Origin of the sequence: Enterobacter sp. ENT02 (genome assembly GCF_019219165.1) — a bacterium.
GTDB lineage: Bacteria > Pseudomonadota > Gammaproteobacteria > Enterobacterales > Enterobacteriaceae > Enterobacter > Enterobacter mori.
In genome coordinates this window covers 1-20897 of sequence record NZ_JAHUWD010000012.1, presented here as the reverse complement: position 1 = coordinate 20897, position 20897 = coordinate 1, and the positions used below count along the sequence as shown (strand labels likewise).

16 protein-coding genes and 1 riboswitch are annotated in these 20897 nt (G+C 56.2%); of the genes, 9 read left to right on the top strand and 7 right to left on the bottom strand.

The window, feature by feature from the left end; all coding sequences use genetic code 11:
* The first annotated feature begins 114 nt into the window (after nt 1-114).
* Nucleotides 115-2295 (top strand): catalase/peroxidase HPI, encoded by a 2181-nt coding sequence (gene katG / locus KW829_RS21885; RefSeq protein WP_089599280.1) that lies wholly within the window; start codon nt 115-117, stop codon nt 2293-2295.
* Between the two features lie 83 nt (nt 2296-2378).
* On the opposite strand, the gene KW829_RS21880 is transcribed toward katG, so the two are convergent.
* From KW829_RS21880 to argE, 5 genes are all read right to left on the bottom strand, one after another.
* Nucleotides 2379-3482, bottom strand: coding sequence for a glycerol dehydrogenase (locus KW829_RS21880; protein WP_218309086.1), 1104 nt, complete (start codon nt 3480-3482; stop codon nt 2379-2381).
* 12 nt (nt 3483-3494) lie between these two features.
* A complete protein-coding gene (gene fsa, locus KW829_RS21875) occupies nt 3495-4157 on the bottom strand; it encodes a fructose-6-phosphate aldolase (RefSeq protein ID WP_218309084.1) in 663 nt (220 codons plus the stop codon).
* Nucleotides 4158-4285: 128 nt separating this feature from the next.
* Nucleotides 4286-5050, bottom strand: a complete 765-nt coding sequence (locus KW829_RS21870; RefSeq protein WP_218309083.1) for an AraC family transcriptional regulator — start codon at nt 5048-5050, stop codon at nt 4286-4288.
* 94 nt (nt 5051-5144) lie between these two features.
* On the bottom strand, nt 5145-7796 hold the full coding sequence (gene ppc / locus KW829_RS21865; protein ID WP_214595051.1) for a phosphoenolpyruvate carboxylase: 2652 nt from the start codon (nt 7794-7796) through the stop codon (nt 5145-5147).
* Nucleotides 7797-8069: 273 nt separating this feature from the next.
* Nucleotides 8070-9221, bottom strand: a complete 1152-nt coding sequence (argE, locus tag KW829_RS21860) for an acetylornithine deacetylase (protein ID WP_108417930.1) — start codon at nt 9219-9221, stop codon at nt 8070-8072.
* Nucleotides 9222-9309: 88 nt separating this feature from the next.
* On the opposite strand from argE, the gene argC reads away from it, so the two are divergent.
* The 4 genes from argC (at nt 9310) to oxyR (ending at nt 13809) form a co-directional block, all read left to right on the top strand.
* Complete coding sequence (gene argC, locus KW829_RS21855) at nt 9310-10314, top strand: N-acetyl-gamma-glutamyl-phosphate reductase (RefSeq protein WP_182402138.1); 1005 nt, start codon at nt 9310-9312, stop codon at nt 10312-10314.
* Between the two features lie 6 nt (nt 10315-10320).
* On the top strand, nt 10321-11097 hold the full coding sequence (gene argB / locus KW829_RS21850; protein ID WP_089599274.1) for an acetylglutamate kinase: 777 nt from the start codon (nt 10321-10323) through the stop codon (nt 11095-11097).
* A 74-nt stretch (nt 11098-11171) separates the two neighbouring features.
* On the top strand, nt 11172-12545 hold the full coding sequence (argH, locus tag KW829_RS21845) for an argininosuccinate lyase (protein ID WP_089599273.1): 1374 nt from the start codon (nt 11172-11174) through the stop codon (nt 12543-12545).
* A gap of 346 nt (nt 12546-12891) precedes the next feature.
* Entirely contained in the window at nt 12892-13809 is a 918-nt protein-coding gene (oxyR, locus tag KW829_RS21840; protein ID WP_014172176.1) for a DNA-binding transcriptional regulator OxyR, read from the top strand.
* Here oxyR and sthA read toward each other — a convergent pair.
* Complete coding sequence (gene sthA / locus KW829_RS21835) at nt 13792-15192, bottom strand: Si-specific NAD(P)(+) transhydrogenase (protein ID WP_042713640.1); 1401 nt, start codon at nt 15190-15192, stop codon at nt 13792-13794. The two genes, oxyR and sthA, sit on opposite strands and share 18 nt — an antisense overlap.
* Nucleotides 15193-15388: 196 nt before the next feature.
* Here sthA and fabR point away from each other — a divergent pair, with 196 nt between their 5' ends.
* Nucleotides 15389-16027, top strand: a complete 639-nt coding sequence (fabR, locus tag KW829_RS21830) for an HTH-type transcriptional repressor FabR (RefSeq protein ID WP_008501784.1) — start codon at nt 15389-15391, stop codon at nt 16025-16027.
* A gap of 9 nt (nt 16028-16036) precedes the next feature.
* On the top strand, nt 16037-16396 hold the full coding sequence (locus tag KW829_RS21825; RefSeq protein ID WP_042713638.1) for a YijD family membrane protein: 360 nt from the start codon (nt 16037-16039) through the stop codon (nt 16394-16396).
* Nucleotides 16397-16475: 79 nt separating this feature from the next.
* Here the strand turns inward: KW829_RS21825 and trmA are convergent, their stop codons facing one another.
* Complete coding sequence (trmA, locus tag KW829_RS21820; RefSeq protein ID WP_218309082.1) at nt 16476-17576, bottom strand: tRNA (uridine(54)-C5)-methyltransferase TrmA; 1101 nt, start codon at nt 17574-17576, stop codon at nt 16476-16478.
* Nucleotides 17577-17680: 104 nt separating this feature from the next.
* Nucleotides 17681-17857: riboswitch (cobalamin riboswitch) on the top strand.
* A gap of 65 nt (nt 17858-17922) precedes the next feature.
* Here trmA and btuB point away from each other — a divergent pair.
* Together btuB and murI are read left to right on the top strand one after the other, a co-directional pair.
* Nucleotides 17923-19770, top strand: coding sequence for a TonB-dependent vitamin B12 receptor BtuB (gene btuB / locus KW829_RS21815; protein ID WP_218309080.1), 1848 nt, complete (start codon nt 17923-17925; stop codon nt 19768-19770).
* Nucleotides 19715-20566, top strand: a complete 852-nt coding sequence (gene murI / locus KW829_RS21810; RefSeq protein WP_089601530.1) for a glutamate racemase — start codon at nt 19715-19717, stop codon at nt 20564-20566. Before btuB ends, murI begins: the two co-directional genes overlap by 56 nt.
* The last annotated feature ends 331 nt before the right edge of the window (nt 20567-20897 follow it).

The window sequence follows — 20897 nt, the reverse complement described above, 5'->3', positions numbered from 1 at the left end:
ATTTTCCATGGGAAATTAAACGGATTTAACTATCGAATCTGTGGGTTATCTCAACTATACCTTATCAACAAGGGCGTATATCGTAACGGTAACACTGTAAAAGGGAGCAAAGCGATGAGCACGTCAGACGAGACCAATAAAGCGGCATCAGTCGGCAAATGCCCGTTCCATCAGGGCGGCGTCGATCACAGCGCGGGCGCAGGTACAGGCAGCCGCGACTGGTGGCCAAAACAACTCCGCATCGATCTTCTTAACCAACATTCCAATCGTTCGAACCCACTGGGTGAAGACTTCGACTACCGCAAAGAATTTAGCAAGCTTGATTACTCCGCCCTTAAAGGCGATCTCAAAACACTTTTAACCGACTCTCAACCGTGGTGGCCTGCCGACTGGGGCAGCTATGCGGGCCTGTTTATCCGTATGGCCTGGCACGGGGCAGGTACCTATCGCTCCGTTGACGGGCGCGGCGGTGCCGGACGCGGTCAACAACGCTTTGCACCGCTGAACTCCTGGCCTGATAACGTGAGCCTGGATAAGGCGCGCCGCCTGCTGTGGCCTATCAAACAAAAATACGGACAAAAAATTTCCTGGGCTGACCTGTTTATCCTCGCGGGGAACGTGGCGCTGGAGAACTCTGGCTTCCGCACCTTTGGTTTTGGCGCCGGGCGTGAAGACGTCTGGGAGCCGGATCTGGACGTGAACTGGGGCGATGAAAAGGCCTGGCTGACCCACCGTGACCCGGAAGCGCTGGCGAAGCGTCCTCTCGCCGCCACCGAAATGGGCCTGATTTACGTCAACCCGGAAGGGCCAAACGCCAGCGGTGAACCCCTGTCTGCTGCGGCGGCCATTCGCGCGACCTTCGGCAACATGGGCATGAACGACGAAGAGACCGTTGCGCTGATCGCGGGCGGCCACACTCTCGGCAAAACCCACGGCGCGGGTGAAGCCACGCACGTGGGCACCGACCCGGAAGCCTCGCCGATTGAAGCGCAGGGCCTGGGCTGGGCGAGCACGCACGGCACGGGGATTGGCGCAGATGCCATTACCTCCGGTCTGGAAGTCATCTGGTCGCAAACCCCTACCCAGTGGAGCAACTACTTCTTCGAGAACCTGTTCAAATACGAATGGGTGCAGACCCGCAGCCCAGCAGGTGCGATTCAGTTTGAAGCCGTGGATGCACCGGAAATCATGCCCGATCCGTTTGACCCGTCGAAAAAACGCAAGCCAACCATGCTGGTTACCGACCTGACGCTGCGTTTTGACCCGGAATTCGAGAAAATTTCCCGCCGCTTCCTGAACGATCCGCAGGCCTTCAACGAAGCCTTCGCGCGTGCCTGGTTCAAGCTGACCCACCGCGATATGGGGCCAAAAGCGCGTTACATCGGCCCGGAAGTGCCGAAAGAAGATCTGATTTGGCAGGATCCGCTGCCGCAGGCGGTGTTCAATCCTTCGAAAGAAGACATTGAAAGCCTGAAAGCGGAAATTGTGGCATCCGGTCTGTCCGTGAGCGAACTGGTTTCGGTTGCCTGGGCGTCAGCGTCAACCTTCCGCGGTGGCGATAAGCGCGGCGGTGCCAACGGCGCGCGTCTGGCACTGGCACCTCAGCGCGATTGGGACGTGAACGCCGCGGCGGTTCGCGCGTTACCTGCTCTGGAAGCTATCCAGCGCACCACCAACAAAGCCTCACTGGCCGATATCATCGTGCTGGCGGGCGTCGTAGGCGTTGAGCAGGCTGCGAAAGCCGCAGGTGTTTACGTCAACGTACCGTTCACGCCGGGCCGCGTGGATGCGCGTCAGGATCAGACGGATATCGAGATGTTTAACCTGCTCGAACCCGTTGCCGATGGCTTCCGCAACTACCGTGCGCAGGTGGATGTGTCCACCACCGAGTCACTGCTGATCGACAAAGCCCAGCAGCTGACGCTGACCGCGCCAGAGCTGACGGTGCTGATCGGTGGCTTGCGCGTTCTGGGTGCCAACTTCGATGGCAGCAAGAATGGCGTATTCACCAACCGTGAAGGCGTGCTGAGCAACGATTTCTTCGTGAACCTGCTGGATATGAACACCCAGTGGAAAGCGACCGATGAATCAAACGAACTGTTTGCCGGTAGCGACCGCACCAGCGGTGAAGTGAAATACACCGCTACCCGTGCCGACCTTGTCTTCGGTTCCAACGCTGTCCTGCGCGCGCTGGCTGAGGTTTACGCCAGTAGCGATGCCAGCGAGAAGTTCGTTCGTGACTTCGTAGCGGCATGGGCGAAGGTGATGGATCTGGATCGGTTTGACCTGCAGTAACCCTTGTGCCGGGTGGCGCTAACGCTTACCCGGCCTACGGGCAAAAAAATCCCCGCTGATGCGGGGATTTTTATTCACGCTATTTACTCCCATTCCTGCAGGAAACGCTGCCCATACTGGTCGGCAACCAGCAGCGCCGCGTAAACCTGATCCGGTGACACGCCGCCCGGCATGTTGTGAATGGTTTCACCTTCTGCGCAAGATGCTTCCGCAATCAGACGCATTTTCGCCGGAATATCTTCTTTGATATTCAATTGCGCCAGGGTGATCGGCAGCCCCACGCTGTGACAAAGTGCCGCGATGGTTTCGATCTCTTCTACCGGCGCGTTTTCCAGCACCAGTTGAGTCAGCGTGCCAAACGCCACTTTTTCGCCGTGGTAAAAGTGATGCGCATCCGGTACCGCCGTCATACCGTTATGAATAGCGTGTGCCGCTGCCAGACCACCGCTTTCAAAACCTACGCCGCTGAGATAGGTGTTGGCTTCGATAATGCGTTCAAGAGCAGGCGTCACCACGTGCTGTTCCGCTGCCAGCATCGCCTTCTCACCCTCTTCAACCAGCGTGTTGTAGCACAGCTCGGCCAGCGCTAACGCCGCCTGTGTGCACTTTCCGCCCGCCATAGTGGTTGCCCCGCTGCGCGAGCAGGCGCGTGCTTCAAACCAGGTTGCCAGTGCATCGCCAATCCCGGCGGCCAGCAGCCGCGCCGGTGCGCCCGCCACCACTTTGGTGTCGACAATGACCATGTTCGGGTTGTGCGGCAGCATCAGGTAGCGGTCGAACTCACCGCTGTCGGTATAAATCACGGAAAGGGCGCTGCACGGCGCATCGGTGGAGGCGATGGTTGGCGCAATGGCGACCGGCACGTCCATAAAGTGGGCAAGCGCTTTGGCGGTATCCAGCGTTTTACCGCCGCCAATGCCCAGCACTGCCATGCAGTCGGCGCTGTCGGCCAGCTTTTTCAGACGATCGATTTCATTTTGTGAACATTCGCCACCAAACGGCGCAATTTCTGCATGCAGTTCGGCTTTTTTAAAACTCTGACGCAGGGTTTCTTCGGCAAAACCCAGCACAAATTTATCGCCGACAACCAGCCAGCGCTGTGCCAGCGGTTTCAGATAGTCGCCGAGACGGGTAAGCACATCAGCACCCTGGATGTATTTCCCAGGTGATTGAATGATACGGTCCATAACAGTTCTCCCTTAGAGGTTGAGGTTACCAAACGCGTTTTTCCAGTCCTGCTCGAACTTCTCTATGGCTGACTCTACCGCCGGGGTGCCGAGCATTTGTTGCGCTACATCTAAAGGAAGCGTGATTGCTTCACATCCGGCGAGAAGGCAGTCCAGCGCCTGGCGCGGCGTTTTGAAGCTGGCGGCGAGCACCCTGCATTCCGGCGCGTGCATTTCCAGCAGGGATTGCAGCTCCTGGACCATGCGAATGCCGTCACCACCCTGAGCATCAACGCGGTTTACATAGGGAGCGACATATTTCGCTCCCGCCAGCGCGGCGAGCAAACCCTGTGCGGCGCTATAAACGGCAGTACCCAGCGTGGTAATGCCCTCTTTTCTCAGCGCTTTGATCGCGGTAAGCCCCTCCGCCGTGACCGGGATTTTCACCACGATGTCCGGGATGGCATTACTCAGGCGTTTAGCTTCAGCCACCATGCCTTCTGCGTCGCGGCTCATGGTTTGGGCAAACAGAGTGCCTTCTGGTCCAATGGCTTTTTGCAGGCGCGGGAGCACCTCCCAGATGGATTCGCGGCTGGCAGCAATGATGCTCGGATTTGTGGTGACGCCCGCTATGGGAAAAATGTGCGCCAGACGTTCTACTTCCGCCACGTTGGCGGTATCCAGGTACAGTTCCATTATTTTTCCTTAAGTCAGAAAGGTTGAATAAAGGATACGGCGCACCCATGCACGGCGAATACAGGTCAATTTTGCTAAATACTGGACAAATGTAATGTCCTTAGCGAAGTGAGAGAGCGATCACAATGCTACTTTTTGGCGATGAGCTGGCTGTGATACTGGCGTCGATATTCGGAAGGGGAACGTTCGGTGTGTTTGCGAAAGAGACGGCAAAAGTAGTTGCTGTCCGTAAATCCGCAGCGTGTGGCGATATCTTTAATTTTGAGATCGTAGCCTTTCAGCAGCTGACGCGCATGTTCCAGGCGCGTTTTTGTTAAATATTCATTGAATCCGACGCTGCCGACTTTCTGGAATAGATGGGAAAGGTAGTTTGGTGAGATATAGAACGCCTGTGCTACGGATTCGCGAGTTAACAAAGAGGCATAATTTTCTTCGATATAGCTCCGAACGGCTTCGAACAGTGCCCGGCTGCGGCTGTCGGTGTGAATTTCGCTGCCAAGCAGATCCCGGCAGTGGCTGAGCAGGCTTAAAATCACCAGCCTTGCTGTGTCTTGCTCCTCAGGCTGCATCTGTAATTCGGTGAGCGTTTGCAGAAGAAAAGCCCCCGTTCGCGGGCCGCGTCGGGCAATCTGTAATTGTTGTAAGAGCACATTGTCACGCTGTAACTCGATTGTAAGCTGCTGCTTACCGAAATGTATGCTCAGGACGTGAGGCGCGGGAGGTGTGATTTGTCCAAAAAAAGAAAAAAAGGCCTCGCAGGGGGTATCAAGCGTAATGCCGAGGCAGGGAGAGGTTCGGGGATGCTGTTCATTCAGCGCTGAGAAATGAATCTGACCCAGCGGTAACGTGCGGTTCACCAGGTCAGTCAAAATCAGGGTGATATCGAAATGCATAAGGGGACTACCGAAATTTGCCGGGTGGCGCTAACGCTTACCCGGCCTACTTATCGTAGGCCCGTGCAAGCGCAGCGCCGCCGGGCGTAAAGCATTAGCCAGTGTTACGCATACCTGCCGCAACGCCTGCAATCGTCACCATTAACGCCTGTTCCACGCGTGGATCCGGCTCTTTACCTTCCTCTTCTGCCAGACGCGAACGGTGCAGCAGCTCTGCCTGCAGGACGTTCAGCGGGTCGGTGTAGATGTTACGCAGCTGGATAGATTCGGCAATCCACGGCAGGTCTTCCATCAGGTGTGAGTCGTTGGCGATATCCAGTACCACTTTGATGTCGCCTTCCAGCAGTTCGCGCAGCTCTTTACCCAGCGCCCACAGCTCAGGTTTCACCAGACGCTGATCGTAGTATTCCGCCAGCCACAGGTCAGCTTTCGAGAAGACCATCTCAAGCATGCCCAGGCGGGTAGAGAAGAACGGCCAGTCGCGGCACATGGTTTCCAGTTCATTTTGCTTGCCGTCTTCCACCACTTTCTGCAGTGCGGCACCGGCACCCAGCCAGGCGGGCAGCATCAGACGGTTTTGCGTCCAGGCGAAGATCCACGGAATTGCACGCAGAGACTCGACGCCACCGGTTGGGCGACGTTTGGCCGGACGCGAGCCCAGCGGCAGTTTACCCAGCTCCTGCTCAGGGGTTGCCGAGCGGAAGTAAGGCACGAAATCTTTGTTTTCACGCACGTAGCCGCGGTACAGATCGCAGGAGATGTCTGACAGCTCGTCCATGATGTGGCACCAGGACTCTTTCGGCTCCGGCGGTGGCAGCAGGTTCGCTTCCAGAATGGCGCTGGTGTAGAGCGACAGGCTGCTGATCGTCACTTCCGGCAGACCGTATTTAAAGCGGATCATCTCGCCCTGCTCGGTGACGCGCAGGCCGCCTTTCAGGCTTCCCGGTGGTTGTGACAGCAGTGCCGCGTGAGCAGGCGCGCCGCCACGGCCGATTGAGCCACCGCGTCCGTGGAACAGGGTCAGTTCAATACCGGCTTTCTCGCAGGTTTTGATCAGCGCGTCCTGCGCCTGATACTGCGCCCAGGATGCCGCCATCACGCCCGCGTCTTTTGCGGAATCGGAATAGCCGATCATCACCATCTGCTTGCCCTGAATAAAGCCGCGATACCAGTCGATGTTCAGCAACTGCGTCATCACGTCGTTGGCGTTGTTCAGGTCATCAAGGGTTTCAAAGAGTGGCGCGACCGGCAGAGCGTAGTCGATACCGGCTTCTTTCAGCAGGAGGTGAACGCCCAGCACGTCGGACGGGGTTTTCGCCATGGAGATCACATAGGCGGCCACCGATCCTTTCGGCGCATCCACGATCGCCTTACAGGTATTGAGCACTTCGCGGGTGTCGTTGCTTGGCTCCCAGTTGCGCGGCAGAAGAGGGCGCTTGGAATTCAGTTCGCGGATTAGGAAGGCCTGCTTGTCGGCTTCGGACCAGCTTTCATAATCGCCGATGCCGAGGTAGCGGGTCAGTTCACCCAGAGCTTCAGTATGACGGGTACTTTCCTGACGTACATCGATACGCACCAGCGGCACGCCGAAACACTTCACGCGGCGCAGGGTGTCGAGCAGTTCGCCGTTGGCGATGATGCCCATGCCACAGGCCTGAAGCGACTGGTAACAGGCGTACAGCGGCTCCCAGAGCTGCTCGTTCTGGCTGAGCAGACCTTCGGGTTTCGGCAGGCGCTGACCTTTGAGGCGTGCTTCCAGCCAGGCCTGAGTCGCCATCAGCTGACCACGCAGTTTCTTCATCAGGAAACGGTACGGCTCGCTGGCACCTTCTTCTCCGGCCAGCGCGCGCAGTTCCGGCGTTGCTTCAACCATCGACAGCTCGGAGATCAGTACCTGAATATCTTTCAGGAACAGATCGGTCGCTTTCCAGCGGCTCAGCAGCAGGACGTGACGGGTGATTTCCGCGGTCACGTTCGGGTTACCGTCGCGGTCGCCGCCCATCCAGGAGGTGAAGCGCACCGGAACAAAATCAACCGGCAGGCGGTAGCCGAGGTTCTCTTCTAGCTGTTCGTTCAGCTCGCGCAGGTAGTTTGGTATCCCTTCCCACAGGCTATTTTCCACCACCGCAAAGCCCCATTTGGCCTCGTCGACCGGGCTTGGGCGATGTTTACGAATTTCATCGGTATGCCAGGACTGGGCAATCAGCTGGCGCAGGCGTCGCATCAGCTGGTTGCGCTCGTAGTCGGCAATGTCTTTGTTATCTAACTGCTTAAGACAGTTGTTCACTTCCACCATTTTGTGGATCAGCGTACGACGAGTGATCTCGGTTGGGTGAGCGGTCAGCACCAGCTCCAGCGAAAGAGATTCCACCGCTTTTTTGATGGTGGCTTCGTTGAGATTGGGCTGGTCTTTGAGTTTACGAAGCGTACGGGCAATGACTTCCGGGTTGCTGGCAGCTTCGCCATTTGGCGAAATGCTGTGGTATTGCTCAGCGGTGTTGGCCAGATTCAGGAACTGGCTGAATGCGCGTGCAACGGGCAGCAGCTCATCATTTGACAGGTTCTGCAAGGTGGTGAGCAGCTCCTGACGATTGGCTTCGTTACCGGCACGGGAAGATTTAGACAGCTTGCGGATGGTTTCAACGCGGTCGAGGATGTTTTCCCCCAACGCATCTTTGATGGTATCTCCAAGCACTTTGCCGAGCATACTGACATTACTACGCAACGCGGAATATTGTTCGTTCATAAAAACCCAGTCACCCCATCATTTTTGTTTATGCCCAATCGAAAATCTTTTGGACATTATTTTGTCATCTCCCTTTATAAAGCCACGTAAAACCCCCGTCGTCAATTGCTGCGAAAACGGTTCAGCAAACGAATAAATGTGGGCAATTTACGAAATTTAATTCGCTATGCGTCAGATAAGAGATGCTTATGGGAATGTGACGGAGATCGCGGGATTTACTCCCCTCACCCTAACCCTCTCCCCTTTGGGGAGAGGGCAGGGTGAGGGGCTGTTTTAATGCCAGCAGAAGTGATGCACAACCTGGGTAATCAGTTCACGGGTGGGCTTGATGAAGCGGGTTTCCAGATATTCATCCGGCTGGTGAGCCTGGTTGATGGAGCCCGGGCCGAGCACCAGCGTCGGGCACAGGGTCTGAATAAACGGCGCTTCGGTGCAGTAGTTCACCACGTCGGTTTTTTCGCCGAGCAGTTTTTCCACCACCTGGACCAGCTGGTGATCCGGCGGGCACTCATAGCCCGGGATCGGCGGGTGCAGTTCCGAGACCGTCAGGCGGCCCGGCCAGCGTTCGCTCACCGGGGCCAGCGCTTCATTCAGCAGGCCGTCGAGATCGCTCAGGGTCATGCCTGGCAGCGGGCGGATGTCCATGTGCAGTTCACAGCAGGCGCAGATGCGGTTCGAAGCATCACCGCCGTGCAGGCTGCCGAGGTTTAGCGTCGGATACGGCACGGTGAACGCCTCGTAGTGATAGCGCTCTTTCAGGTCGTCGCGCAGCGTCATGATGCGGCCGATGGCGTCATGCATCAGTTCGATGGCGTTCACGCCGCGCGCCGGATCGCTGGAGTGGCCGGACTGGCCCAGCACGCGCACGGCGGTAGAGATATGGCCTTTATGCGCGCGAATCGGCTGCAGGGAAGTCGGCTCGCCGATGATCGCGCAATCCGGGCGAATCGACGTGTTTTCAGAGAAGTAGCGCGCGCCCGCCATGCTGGTCTCTTCATCGGCGGTCGCCAGAATGTAGAGCGGTTTTTTCAGCTTCGTCACGTCCACGTCACGCAGCGCGTCGAGGATAAAGGCGAAGAAGCCTTTCATGTCGGCGGTGCCCAGGCCGTAGAGCTTGTTGTCGTGCTCGGTCAGGGTGAACGGGTCGCGCGTCCAGCGGCCATCGTCAAACGGTACGGTGTCGGTATGACCGGCCAGCAGCAGGCCGCCCGCACCGGTACCGGTGCGGGCGAGCAGGTTGAATTTGTGGCGTGTTCCGGGGACGGGCTGAACCTCAACGTTAAACCCAAGATCGCTAAACCAACCCGCCAGCAGATTGATTAAAGACTCATTGCTCTGATCCAGCGCTTCTTCCGTTGCGCTGATGGACGGAGTGGCAATCAGGGCGCGGTAGATCTCGATAAATGGCGGTAAGTTCATTTTCATTGTTGACACACCTTAGGTCGTGATAGTATCAATATTCATGCAATAAATGTGAATAAAAATACATTAACGTTGAGCATAAAGGAACCCGATGTTGAATACGCTGATTGTAGGCGCTAGCGGTTATGCGGGCGCAGAGCTTGTAAGCTACGTGAATCGCCATCCACATATGACCATAACCGCTTTGACCGTGTCAGCGCAAAGCAATGATGCAGGAAAGTTAATTTCCGATTTGCATCCGCAGCTTAGGGGCATTGTCGATCTGCCGCTGCAGCCAATGTCTGACATCAGCGAGTTTACCGACGGCGTCGACGTGGTGTTTTTAGCCACCGCGCACGAGGTCAGCCACGACCTGGCGCCGCAGTTTCTGGCGGCTGGCTGCGTAGTCTTCGATCTCTCCGGCGCGTTCCGCGTTAACGACGGCGCGTTTTACGAAAAATATTATGGTTTCACCCATCAGCACCCGGATCTGCTTGAAAAAGCGGTGTACGGCCTGGCGGAGTGGAGCGCAGACAAGCTGAAAGAAGCGAACCTGATTGCCGTGCCGGGCTGCTACCCGACGGCGGCGCAGCTTTCCCTGAAGCCGCTGATCGACGCGGGCCTGCTGGATCTCAACCAGTGGCCGGTGATCAACGCTACCAGCGGCGTGAGCGGAGCAGGGCGCAAGGCCGCTATCTCCAACAGCTTCTGCGAAGTGAGCCTTCAGCCGTATGGCGTGTTTAATCACCGTCATCACCCTGAAATCACGACGCATCTGGGCGCCGAGGTGATTTTCACCCCGCACCTGGGCAGCTTCCCGCGAGGGATCCTCGAAACCATTACCTGCCGCCTGAAGCCTGGCGTGACCAAAGAGCAGGTGAGCGAGGCCTTCACGCAGGCGTACGCGGATAAACCGCTGGTACGTCTGTACGACAAAGGCGTGCCGGCGCTGAAAAATGTGGTCGGCCTGCCATTCTGCGACATCGGCTTTGCCGTGCAGGGCGAGCATATAATTGTGGTCGCCGCAGAAGATAACTTACTCAAAGGCGCTGCCGCACAGGCAATGCAGTGTGCAAATATTCGTTTCGGTTTCCCGGAAACGCAGGCTCTTATTTAAGGTGTGATGATGAACCCATTAATTATCAAACTCGGTGGTGTACTGCTGGACAGCGAAGAAGCGCTGGAGCGTCTGTTTACCGCGCTGGTGAACTATCGTGAATCACACCAACGTCCGCTGGTGATTGTGCACGGCGGCGGTTGCGTGGTGGACGAGCTGATGAAAGGGCTCAACCTGCCGGTGAAAAAGAAGAACGGCCTGCGCGTCACGCCTGCTGACCAGATCGACATCATTACCGGTGCGCTGGCGGGTACGGCGAACAAAACGCTGCTGGCGTGGGCGAAGAAACACCACATTGCCTCCGTTGGCCTCTATCTGGGCGATGGCGACAGCGTAAAAGTGACCCAGCTCGACGAAGAGCTCGGCCACGTTGGACTGGCACAGCCGGGTTCGCCTAAGCTGATTAATACGCTGCTGGAAGGGGGGTTCCTGCCGGTGGTGAGCTCTATCGGTGTGACCGAAGAGGGCGAGCTGATGAACGTCAACGCTGACCAGGCGGCGACGGCACTGGCGGCAACGCTGGGTGCGGACCTGATCCTGCTCTCCGACGTGAGCGGCATTCTGGACGGTAAAGGCCAGCGCATTGCGGAAATGACCGCCGCCAAAGCTGAGCAGCTGATCGAACAGGGCATTATTACCGACGGCATGATCGTTAAAGTGAACGCCGCGCTGGATGCGGCGCGTACGCTGGGCCGCCCTGTGGATATCGCCTCCTGGCGTCACGCGGAGCAGCTCCCGGCGCTGTTTAACGGCACGCCGATTGGCACGCGTATTTTAGCCTAAGTTTTTATTGAATGACCGTAGGCCGGGTAAGCGAAGCGCCACCCGGCAGAACTAACGAATAAAGGAATCATGTTATGGCACTTTGGGGTGGGCGTTTTACACAGGCAGCGGATCAGCGGTTCAAACAGTTCAACGACTCTTTGCGCTTCGACTACCGCCTGGCCGAACAGGATATTGTCGGCTCTGTGGCCTGGTCCAAAGCGCTGGTGACGGTGGGCGTACTGACCGCAGACGAACAATTACAGCTGGAAGACGCGCTGAACAATCTGCTGGAAGAGGTGCGTCTTAACCCGCAGCAGATCCTCGAAAGCGATGCTGAAGATATTCACAGCTGGGTGGAAGGCAAACTGATCGACAAAGTCGGCCAACTGGGTAAAAAGCTGCACACCGGGCGCAGCCGTAACGATCAGGTCGCCACCGACCTGAAGCTGTGGTGTAAAGATACCGTTGGCGAACTGCTGGCGGCCAACCGTCAGCTGCAGAGTGCGCTGGTGGAGACCGCGCAGAACAACCAGGACGCGGTGATGCCGGGTTATACCCACCTGCAGCGCGCCCAGCCGGTGACCTTTGCGCACTGGTGTCTGGCCTACGTTGAGATGCTGGCGCGTGACGAAAGCCGTCTGCAGGATACCCTGAAGCGCCTGGACGTCAGCCCGCTGGGCAGCGGCGCGCTGGCCGGTACGGCGTATGAAATTGACCGTGAACAGCTGGCAGGCTGGCTGGGCTTTGCCTCCGCCACCCGTAACAGCCTGGACAGCGTTTCTGACCGCGACCACGTGCTGGAGCTGCTCTCCAATGCCTCTATCGGGATGGTGCACCTGTCGCGCTTTGCCGAAGACCTGATCTTCTTTAACTCTGGCGAAGCGGGCTTCGTCGAGCTGTCCGACCGCGTGACCTCAGGCTCATCCCTGATGCCGCAGAAGAAAAACCCGGACGCGCTGGAGCTGATCCGCGGCAAGTGTGGCCGCGTGCAGGGTGCGCTGACCGGCATGATGATGACCCTGAAAGGGCTGCCGCTGGCGTACAACAAAGATATGCAGGAAGATAAAGAAGGGCTGTTCGACGCGCTCGACACCTGGCTGGACTGCCTGCATATGGGCGCGCTGGTGCTGGACGGCATTCAGGTGAAACGTCCGCGCTGCCAGGAAGCGGCGCAGCAGGGCTATGCAAACTCCACCGAGCTGGCGGACTACCTGGTGGCGAAAGGCGTACCGTTCCGCGAGGCGCACCATATTGTCGGTGAAGCGGTGGTAGAGGCGATTCGTCAGGGCAAGCCTCTGGAAGATCTGACGCTGGCCGAGCTGCAGAAATTCAGCGCGGTGATTGGAGACGATGTGTATCCGATTCTGGCCCTGCAGTCTTGTCTGGATAAGCGTGCGGCGAAAGGCGGCGTGTCGCCGAAGCAGGTGGCGCAGGCGATTGCGGATGCGAAGAGCCGGTTGGTTTGATTTGTGCGGTGTGATGCCCTCACCCCAACCCCTCTCCCACGAGGAGAGGGGCTCGATCGGTTCCCTCTCCCTTAGGGAGAGGGCTAGGGTGAGGGTAAATGTAGCCTGGCTTAGTGCCAGGCTTTTTTACGCAAAAAAAAGCGGACCACGGGGTCCGCAAAAGTTCACGTTGGCTTTAGTTGTTCGAGTTTTGAGAGAAACTCGCTGACGGTGCGGGGACGTCAAGGGTCAAACACGTGCCGCCTCGTCTATGTGGTGTATTATTCAACAGAATGCTTGATAGGGATAATCGTTCGTTGCTATGCTATCTATCGCCATGAACTATCGTGGCGACGGAGGATGAATAATGAATATTCGTGATCTTGAATACCTGGTAGCGTTAGCCGAGCATCGTCACTTTCGCCGCGCGGCAGATTCCTGCCACGTCAGCCAGCCCACGCTGAGCGGTCAGATCCGCAAGCTGGAAGACGAGCTGGGCGTGATGCTGCTGGAGCGCACCAGTCGTAAGGTTCTGTTCACACAGGCAGGTCTGCTGCTGGTGGATCAGGCGCGCACCGTGCTGCGCGAGGTCAAAGTGCTCAAGGAAATGGCAAGCCAGCAGGGGGAGGCGATGTCCGGCCCGCTGCATATCGGCCTGATCCCAACCGTTGGCCCGTACCTGTTGCCGCACATCATCCCGATGCTGCACCAGACGTTCCCGAAACTCGAAATGTACCTGCATGAAGCGCAAACGCATCAGCTGCTGGCGCAGTTAGATAGCGGCAAGCTCGACTGCGCCATTCTGGCGCTGGTGAAAGAGAGCGAAGCCTTTATTGAAGTGCCGCTGTTCGATGAGCCGATGATGCTGGCGATCTATGAAGATCATCCGTGGGCGAACCGCGATCGCGTGCCGATGGCCGATCTGGCCGGTGAAAAGCTGCTGATGCTGGAAGATGGCCACTGCCTGCGCGATCAGGCGATGGGCTTCTGCTTCGAAGCGGGTGCGGATGAGGATACCCATTTCCGCGCAACCAGCCTGGAAACGCTGCGTAATATGGTCGCGGCGGGAAGCGGAATTACGCTGCTGCCTGCGCTGGCCGTGCCGCGCGAGCGTAAGCGTGATGGCGTAGTCTATCTGCCGTGCATCAAGCCGGAGCCGCGTCGCACCATTGGCCTCGTTTATCGTCCGGGTTCACCGCTGCGCAGCCGCTATGAGCAGCTGGCAGAGGCCATCCGTGGTTCGATGGATGGCCATTTTGACAACGCGTTAAAACAGGCGGTTTAAGCCGTTCAGCGCAGCTACCCGGTAGGCTTCTGCCATCGTCGGGTAGTTAAAGGTGGTGTTAACGAAGTACTCGATGGTGTTACCACCACCTTTCTGCTCCATTATTGCCTGGCCGATATGAATGATTTCCGCCGCGCGTTCACCGAAGCAGTGAATACCCAGGATCTCTTTCGTTTCGCGATGGAACAGGATCTTCAGCGTACCTACGCTCATCCCCACGATTTGCGCCCGCGCCAGATGTTTAAACTGGGCACGTCCCACCTCGTAAGGCACCTTCATTGCCGTCAGCTGCTGCTCGGTTTTACCGACTGAACTGATTTCAGGAATAGTGTAGATCCCCGTTGGGATATCTTCGATCAGGTGCGCCGTCGCTTCGCCTTTTACCAGCGCCTGAGCCGCAATGCGCCCCTGGTCGTAAGCGGCGGAGGCCAGGCTCGGGTAACCAATCACGTCGCCGACCGCGTAAACGTGCGGTAGTGCGGTCTGGTACATGCTGTTGACCTTCAGCTGACCGCGGCTGTCGGTCTCAAGCCCGATATTTTCCAGCTTCAGTGAATCCGTGTTGCCGGTACGGCCGTTGGCGTACAGCAGGCAGTCGGCTTTCAGCTTTTTGCCGGACTTCAGGTGCATGATCACCCCGTCGTCGCAGCCTTCGATCTTCTCGTACTCTTCGTTGTGGCGAATGACTACGCCGCTGTTCCAGAAGTGATAGGAGAGGGAGTCTGACATCTCCTGGTCGAGGAATGCCAGCAGGCGGTCGCGGGTGTTGATGAGATCAACTTTGACCTCCATTCCGCGGAATATCGACGCATATTCACAGCCAATCACGCCCGCGCCATAGATGATCACATGGCGTGGTTCGTGCTGCAGGCTGAGAATGGAGTCGCTGTCGTAAACGCGCGGGTGCGAGAAGTCCACGTCTGCCGGATGGTATGGACGTGAACCGCAGGCGATAACAAATTTTTCGGCGGTGAGGGTTTCAACCGAACCGTCGTGGCATTCGAGCGCCAGGGTATGTTCATCCACAAAATGCGCGTTGCCCTGCAAAATCTCACAGTGGTTACGCTCATAAAACCCCTGACGCATGCGCGTCTGCTGGTTAATGACGGTATCCGCGTGATTCAGGATGTCGGCAAAGGAGGAACGAAGAAGTCGGGAGTGGTCGCTGTAGAGAGGGTTCTGGTTAAATTCAATAATGCGGCTAACGGCGTGGCGGAGGGCTTTCGAAGGGATGGTGCCCCAGTGGGTGCAACCGCCGCCGACATTATGGTAGCGCTCAATGACCGCTACTCTGGCTCCCTGTTTCACCAGACCCATAGCAGCGCCTTCGCCGCCGGGGCCGGAACCAATAACTATTGCGTCGTAATCGTAGGAATGTGGCATGGCAAGGCTTACCTGTTCTTATACATAAAAGCAACAGAATCATAACATCATTGCCAGAGTAACCCAATTATCGTTGTGCTTTTTTCCGGCAGTGGAGCACAAACCGCACGTAAACAATCATTCACAAAGCCAGGCAAACAGATTAATTTTATTCTCTGGTATAGTGCCATCAGGCCTTTGGAAGGATTCAACTATCGTGATGGGCGTAAGAGCACAACAAAAAGAGAAAACCCGGCGTTCGCTGGTGGAAGCCGCATTCAGTCAACTGAGTGCTGAGCGGAGTTTTGCCAGTTTGAGCCTGCGCGAAGTCGCACGCGAGGCCGGAATTGCGCCAACGTCCTTCTATCGTCACTTCCGTGATGTGGATGAACTGGGCCTTACCATGGTCGATGAGAGCGGGCTGATGCTGAGACAGCTGATGCGCCAGGCGCGTCAGCGTATCGCTAAAGGGGGCAGCGTGATCCGCACCTCCGTGTCGACTTTTATGGAATTTATCGGCAATAACCCCAACGCGTTTCGTCTGCTTCTGCGCGAGCGTTCGGGCACATCGGCGGCGTTTCGTGCCGCCGTCGCGCGTGAAATTCAGCACTTCATCGCGGAACTTGCCGACTATCTGGAACTCGAAAACCATATGCCGCGTGCGTTTACTGAAGCACAGGCCGAAGCCATGGTGACGATTGTTTTCAGCGCAGGTGCCGAAGCGCTGGATGTCAGCATTGAACAACGCAAGCAGCTCGAAGAGCGACTGGTATTGCAGCTGCGCATGATTTCGAAAGGTGCGTACTACTGGTATCGCCGTGAACAAGAGAAGTTGGCACATCAAACCGAAGAGTGAAGGTGAGTAATGAAACAGTCAGGTCAGGATAAAGGGACGCTGTTGCTGGCATTGATCGCTGGCTTATCCATTAATGGTACGTTTGCCGCTATTTTTAGCTCAATCGTGCCGTTTTCGATTTTCCCGCTTATTGCGCTGGTGCTGACGGTTTACTGCCTGCATCAACGTTACCTGAACCGCACCATGCCGGTGGGGTTACCGGGGCTGGCCGCTGCCTGCTTTATTCTGGGCGTCTTGCTGTATAGCACCGTGGTGCGCGCGGAGTATCCGGATATCGGCTCTAACTTCCTGCCGGCGGTACTGTCTGTGGCGCTGGTGTTCTGGATTGGTTCGCGCATGCGTAGCCGCAAGAGCCAGTTACCAGAGTAATGAATTATGTGTAGGGCAGGTAAGCGAAGCGCCACCTGCCAAAAACGCCGGATGGCGCTACGCTTATCCGGCCTACAGATCACCGTGCGGTAAGTAAAACACCGCACTCCATATGGTGCGTATACGGGAACTGATCGAACAGCGCCAGACGTTCAACCTTGTGCGTCTGGCTCAATGTTTCGAGGTTCTTGCACAGCGTCTCCGGGTTACAGGAGATGTACAAAATGCGCGGGTACGCCTGCACCATCTTTTCGGTTTCGCTGTCCAGGCCACTGCGCGGCGGATCGACAAAAATCGTCTCACACTGGTAGCTCTTCAGATCGATCCCTTCCAGGCGGTTAAACTGGCGTACGCCGTTCATCGCCTGCGTGAACTCTTCTGCCGCCATACGAATGATCTGCACGTTGTCGATATGGTTAGCGGCAATGTTGTACTGCGCGGCGGCAACCGACGGCTTGGCGATTTCCGTTGCCAGCACGCGATCGAAGTTACGCGCCAGCGCCAGCGAGAAGTTGCCGTTACCGCAGTACAGTTCCAGCAGATCGCCCTTAGACCCTTCCGTCGCTTTCAGCGCCCATTCCAGCATCTGCACGTTCATTGCGGCGTTCGGCTGGGTGAAGCTGTTCTCGACCTGACGATACACCATCTCTTTACCCGCTACCGGCAGGCGCTCGTCGATGTAGTCCTGGTCGAGCATGATTTTAGTTTTGGTCGCGCGGCCAATCAGGTGAACGTTGATGTTCTGCGCGCGCAGCGCATCGCGCAGCGCTTCTGCCTGCTCGCGCCACTCGTCGTTCAAGGCTTTGTGATACAGCAGCGAGACAATCGCCTGATTGCTTTGCGTGGTCAGGTAGTCAATCTGGAACAGCTTGTTGCGCAGCACAGGGTTGTTGCGCACGCCGTCCATTATCAGCTTCATTAACTGGTTAATGAGCTCGCTCGCCGCCGGAAAGCTGTCCACGCGAATACGGGACTTCGTCTGCTGATCGAAAATGATGTGGTACAGATCGTCACCGTCGTGCCAGATGCGGAACTCGGCACGCATGCGGTAGTGGCTGACAGGAGAGCGGAACACCTCGGGAACGGGCGCGTTGAAAGGCGTCATCATACTTTGCAGGCGGACGACTTTCTCTGCCAGCTGCGCGTCGTACTGTTCTGTCGGGAGGTGTTCTGGGGTCATGATGCGTCCTGAGTGATAAAGAATTACGCGGGGATTGTAGGCATTGTTCAGGGGATGTCCAGATTTAATGGCCAATAGCTATCTGGACATCTATACGTGTCTAATTGTAGCATTCTGTTTCCGGTCTCCTGAGAGTGAAAAGGGAATCCAGTGAAAATCTGGAGCTGACGCGCAGCGGTAAAGACTGGCGGGATGAGAGTTGTAGACACTGTGAAAATGGGAAGTCTTCATCCGTATAACGCCACCTAGCCCGAAGACCTGCCGGGATCACGTCGCATTTGGTTTCATCATCGCGTGCTATAGATGAGGCTTGCGGCATCCTTCTTATATTGTGGATGCTTTAACAATGATTAAAAAAGTATCGCTGTTGACGGCGTTGTCCGTCACGGCATTTTCGGGCTGGGCGCAGGACAGTGCCGACTCGTTGGTGGTGACGGCAAATCGTTTTGAACAACCTGAAAAATCTGTTCTGGCTGCAACCTCGGTTGTAACGCGTGAAGATATTGATCGCTGGCAATCCACGACCGTTATCGATGTCATGCGCCGCTTGCCCGGCGTGGATACGGCGCAAAATGGCGGGATGGGGCAACTCTCTTCTCTCTTTATACGTGGCACCAACTCCAGTCACGTCCTGATTCTCGTCGATGGTATTCGCCTTAACCAGGCGGGTGTCACGGGATCGTCAGATCTCAGCCAGTTCCCGATCGCCCTGGTACAGCGAATCGAATACATTCGTGGACCACGTTCTGCTGTGTATGGCTCAGACGCGATTGGCGGCGTGGTGAACATTATCACCACGCGAGCAAAAGACGGTACAACGCTGAACGCGGGAGTCGGTTCGCACGGTTACCAAAATTATGGTGGCAGCACGCAGCAAACATTAGGCGACAGCACGCGCGTGACGCTGGCGGGTGATTACACCTATACCAAAGGTTTTGATGTGGTCGCGGACGGCAATAACGGTGGTCTTGCTCAGACCGATCGCGACGGTTATATGAATAAAACGCTATACGGCGCGCTGGAACATACATTCTCTGAGCAGTGGAGTGGGTTTGTGCGCAGTTATGGCTACAGCAACCGTACCGCTTATGACGGCTATTACAGCGCATTTACACCTGATGTGTTGGTTGATACCCGCCAGTTGTATAGTCAGACATGGGATGCCGGGTTGCACTTTAACGAGGACATCTTCCATTCACAGTTGCTCTCCAGCTACAGCCACAGCAAAGACTTTAACTACGATCCGCATCTGGGGCGTTATGACTCCACGGCGACGCTGGATGAAATCAAACAGTACAACGTTCAGTGGACCAACTCCGTTGACGTCGGACACGGCAACATTGGCGCGGGTGTCGACTGGCAGAAACAGAGCACTGAGCCCAACACAAACTATGTCTCGAATGGCTACGACTTGCGTAACACGGGCGTCTATCTGACCGGGTTGCAAAAATTAGGCGACTTTACCCTCGAAGGAGCAGCCCGTAGCGACGATAACTCTCAGTTTGGTCGCCATGGTACCTGGCAGAGCAGTGCCGCCTGGGAATTCATTGAGGGTTATCGGTTTATCGCCTCTTACGGCACGGCATATAAAGCGCCTAATTTAGGGCAGCTTTACGGCTACTATGGCAACGACCATCTTGAGCCAGAAGAAAGCAAGCAGTGGGAAGGTGCATTCGAGGGGCTTACGGCAGGTGTGAGCTGGCGTGTTTCAGCTTACCGAAACGATGTCGATAATCTTATCGACTTCAATAACAACCTCCAGGAATATTACAACGTCGGCAAAGCACGCATTAAAGGTGTAGAAGCCACGGCGTCATTTGACACTGGCCCGGTGATGCATACCGTCGGATATGACTATGTTGATGCGCGTAATGCGACGACCAACGAACTTCTTGATCGTCGTGCTAAGCAGCAGGTGAAGTACCAGCTCGATACCCAGATCTATGATCTCGACTGGAGCCTAACTTACCATTACCTGGGGACGCGTTACGACACCAACTTCGGAACCTATCCGTATCAAAAGGTTAAAATGGGCGGTGTAAGCCTGTGGGATGCCGCAGTTTCATATCCTGTCACCTCTCACCTCACAGTTCGTGGTAAAATAGCCAACCTGTTCGATAAAGATTACGAGACAGTTTATGGCTATCAAACTGCAGGACGGGAATACACCTTGTCTGGCAGCTACACCTTCTAATCCGCGTCCCACCGTGCTGGTGTTTGATTCCGGCGTCGGTGGGCTTTCGGTCTATGATGAGATTCGGCATCTGCTGCCGGATCTCCATTACATCTACGCCTTTGATAACGTCGCGTTTCCGTATGGGGAAAAGAGTGAAGACTTTATTGTTGAGCGTGTGGTTGAAATCGTCACTGCGGTTCAACAGCGCTATCCCCTGGCGCTGGCGGTTATTGCCTGCAATACGGCGAGCACGGTCTCCCTTCCAGCCCTGCGTGAAAAATTCCCGTTCCCGGTTGTGGGTGTTGTGCCTGCAATTAAACCCGCTGCACGTCTGACGGCGAATGGTATCGTCGGTTTGCTGGCCACGCGTGGAACGGTAAAACGTCCTTATACGCGCGAACTCATTGACCGTTTCGCCAATGAGTGCCAGATCGCCATGCTGGGTTCGGCAGAATTGGTGGAGATGGCGGAAGCCAAGTTGCACGGAGAGGCGGTATCACTCGACGAATTGCGTCGCATTCTTCGCCCGTGGCTGCGGATGCCGGAGCCACCGGATACGGTTGTGCTGGGCTGCACTCACTTCCCTCTATTACAGGAAGAACTGTTAGAGGTACTCCCGGAAGGAACTCGGCTGGTGGATTCTGGTGCTGCCATCGCTCGACGCACGGCCTGGCTGCTGGAACATGAAGCGCCGGATGCAAAATCGTCTGACGCGAATATCGCTTTTTGTATGGCGATAACAAAAGAAACTGAGCAACTTTTACCCGTTTTACACCGTTATGGGTTTGAAACGCTCGAAAAACTGGCGCTCTGACACAGTTTTGCGCAAAAAAGAGACGGTTAAACGTTTTTTTTAAAAGAGGGGTTGTCAACGTCTGAGAACTCCCTATAATGCGCCTCCACTGACACGGAACAACGGCTTGCAAGCCGCCGGGTTAGCGGGGTTCAGAGATGAACGCCAACAGAGAAAAGTAAAAATAATTGCTTGACTCTGAATGAGGAAAACGTAATATACGGGACCTCGCAACGGTGAGCGAAAGCCGCGTTGCACTGCTCTTTAACAATTTATCAGACAATCTGTGTGGGCACTCAAAGTGACATGGATTCTTAATGTCTTCGGACAATAAATGAATACCAAGTCTCTG

Coding starts and splice junctions, on each gene's coding strand:
- katG (WP_089599280.1), top strand. CDS start 115: ATGAGCACGTCAGACGAGACCAATAAAGCGGCATCAGTCGGCAAATGC.
- KW829_RS21880 (WP_218309086.1), bottom strand. CDS start 3,482: ATGGACCGTATCATTCAATCACCTGGGAAATACATCCAGGGTGCTGAT.
- fsa (WP_218309084.1), bottom strand. CDS start 4,157: ATGGAACTGTACCTGGATACCGCCAACGTGGCGGAAGTAGAACGTCTG.
- KW829_RS21870 (WP_218309083.1), bottom strand. CDS start 5,050: ATGCATTTCGATATCACCCTGATTTTGACTGACCTGGTGAACCGCACG.
- ppc (WP_214595051.1), bottom strand. CDS start 7,796: ATGAACGAACAATATTCCGCGTTGCGTAGTAATGTCAGTATGCTCGGC.
- argE (WP_108417930.1), bottom strand. CDS start 9,221: ATGAAAATGAACTTACCGCCATTTATCGAGATCTACCGCGCCCTGATT.
- argC (WP_182402138.1), top strand. CDS start 9,310: ATGTTGAATACGCTGATTGTAGGCGCTAGCGGTTATGCGGGCGCAGAG.
- argB (WP_089599274.1), top strand. CDS start 10,321: ATGATGAACCCATTAATTATCAAACTCGGTGGTGTACTGCTGGACAGC.
- argH (WP_089599273.1), top strand. CDS start 11,172: ATGGCACTTTGGGGTGGGCGTTTTACACAGGCAGCGGATCAGCGGTTC.
- oxyR (WP_014172176.1), top strand. CDS start 12,892: ATGAATATTCGTGATCTTGAATACCTGGTAGCGTTAGCCGAGCATCGT.
- sthA (WP_042713640.1), bottom strand. CDS start 15,192: ATGCCACATTCCTACGATTACGACGCAATAGTTATTGGTTCCGGCCCC.
- KW829_RS21825 (WP_042713638.1), top strand. CDS start 16,037: ATGAAACAGTCAGGTCAGGATAAAGGGACGCTGTTGCTGGCATTGATC.
- trmA (WP_218309082.1), bottom strand. CDS start 17,576: ATGACCCCAGAACACCTCCCGACAGAACAGTACGACGCGCAGCTGGCA.
- btuB (WP_218309080.1), top strand. CDS start 17,923: ATGATTAAAAAAGTATCGCTGTTGACGGCGTTGTCCGTCACGGCATTT.
- murI (WP_089601530.1), top strand. CDS start 19,715: ATGGCTATCAAACTGCAGGACGGGAATACACCTTGTCTGGCAGCTACA.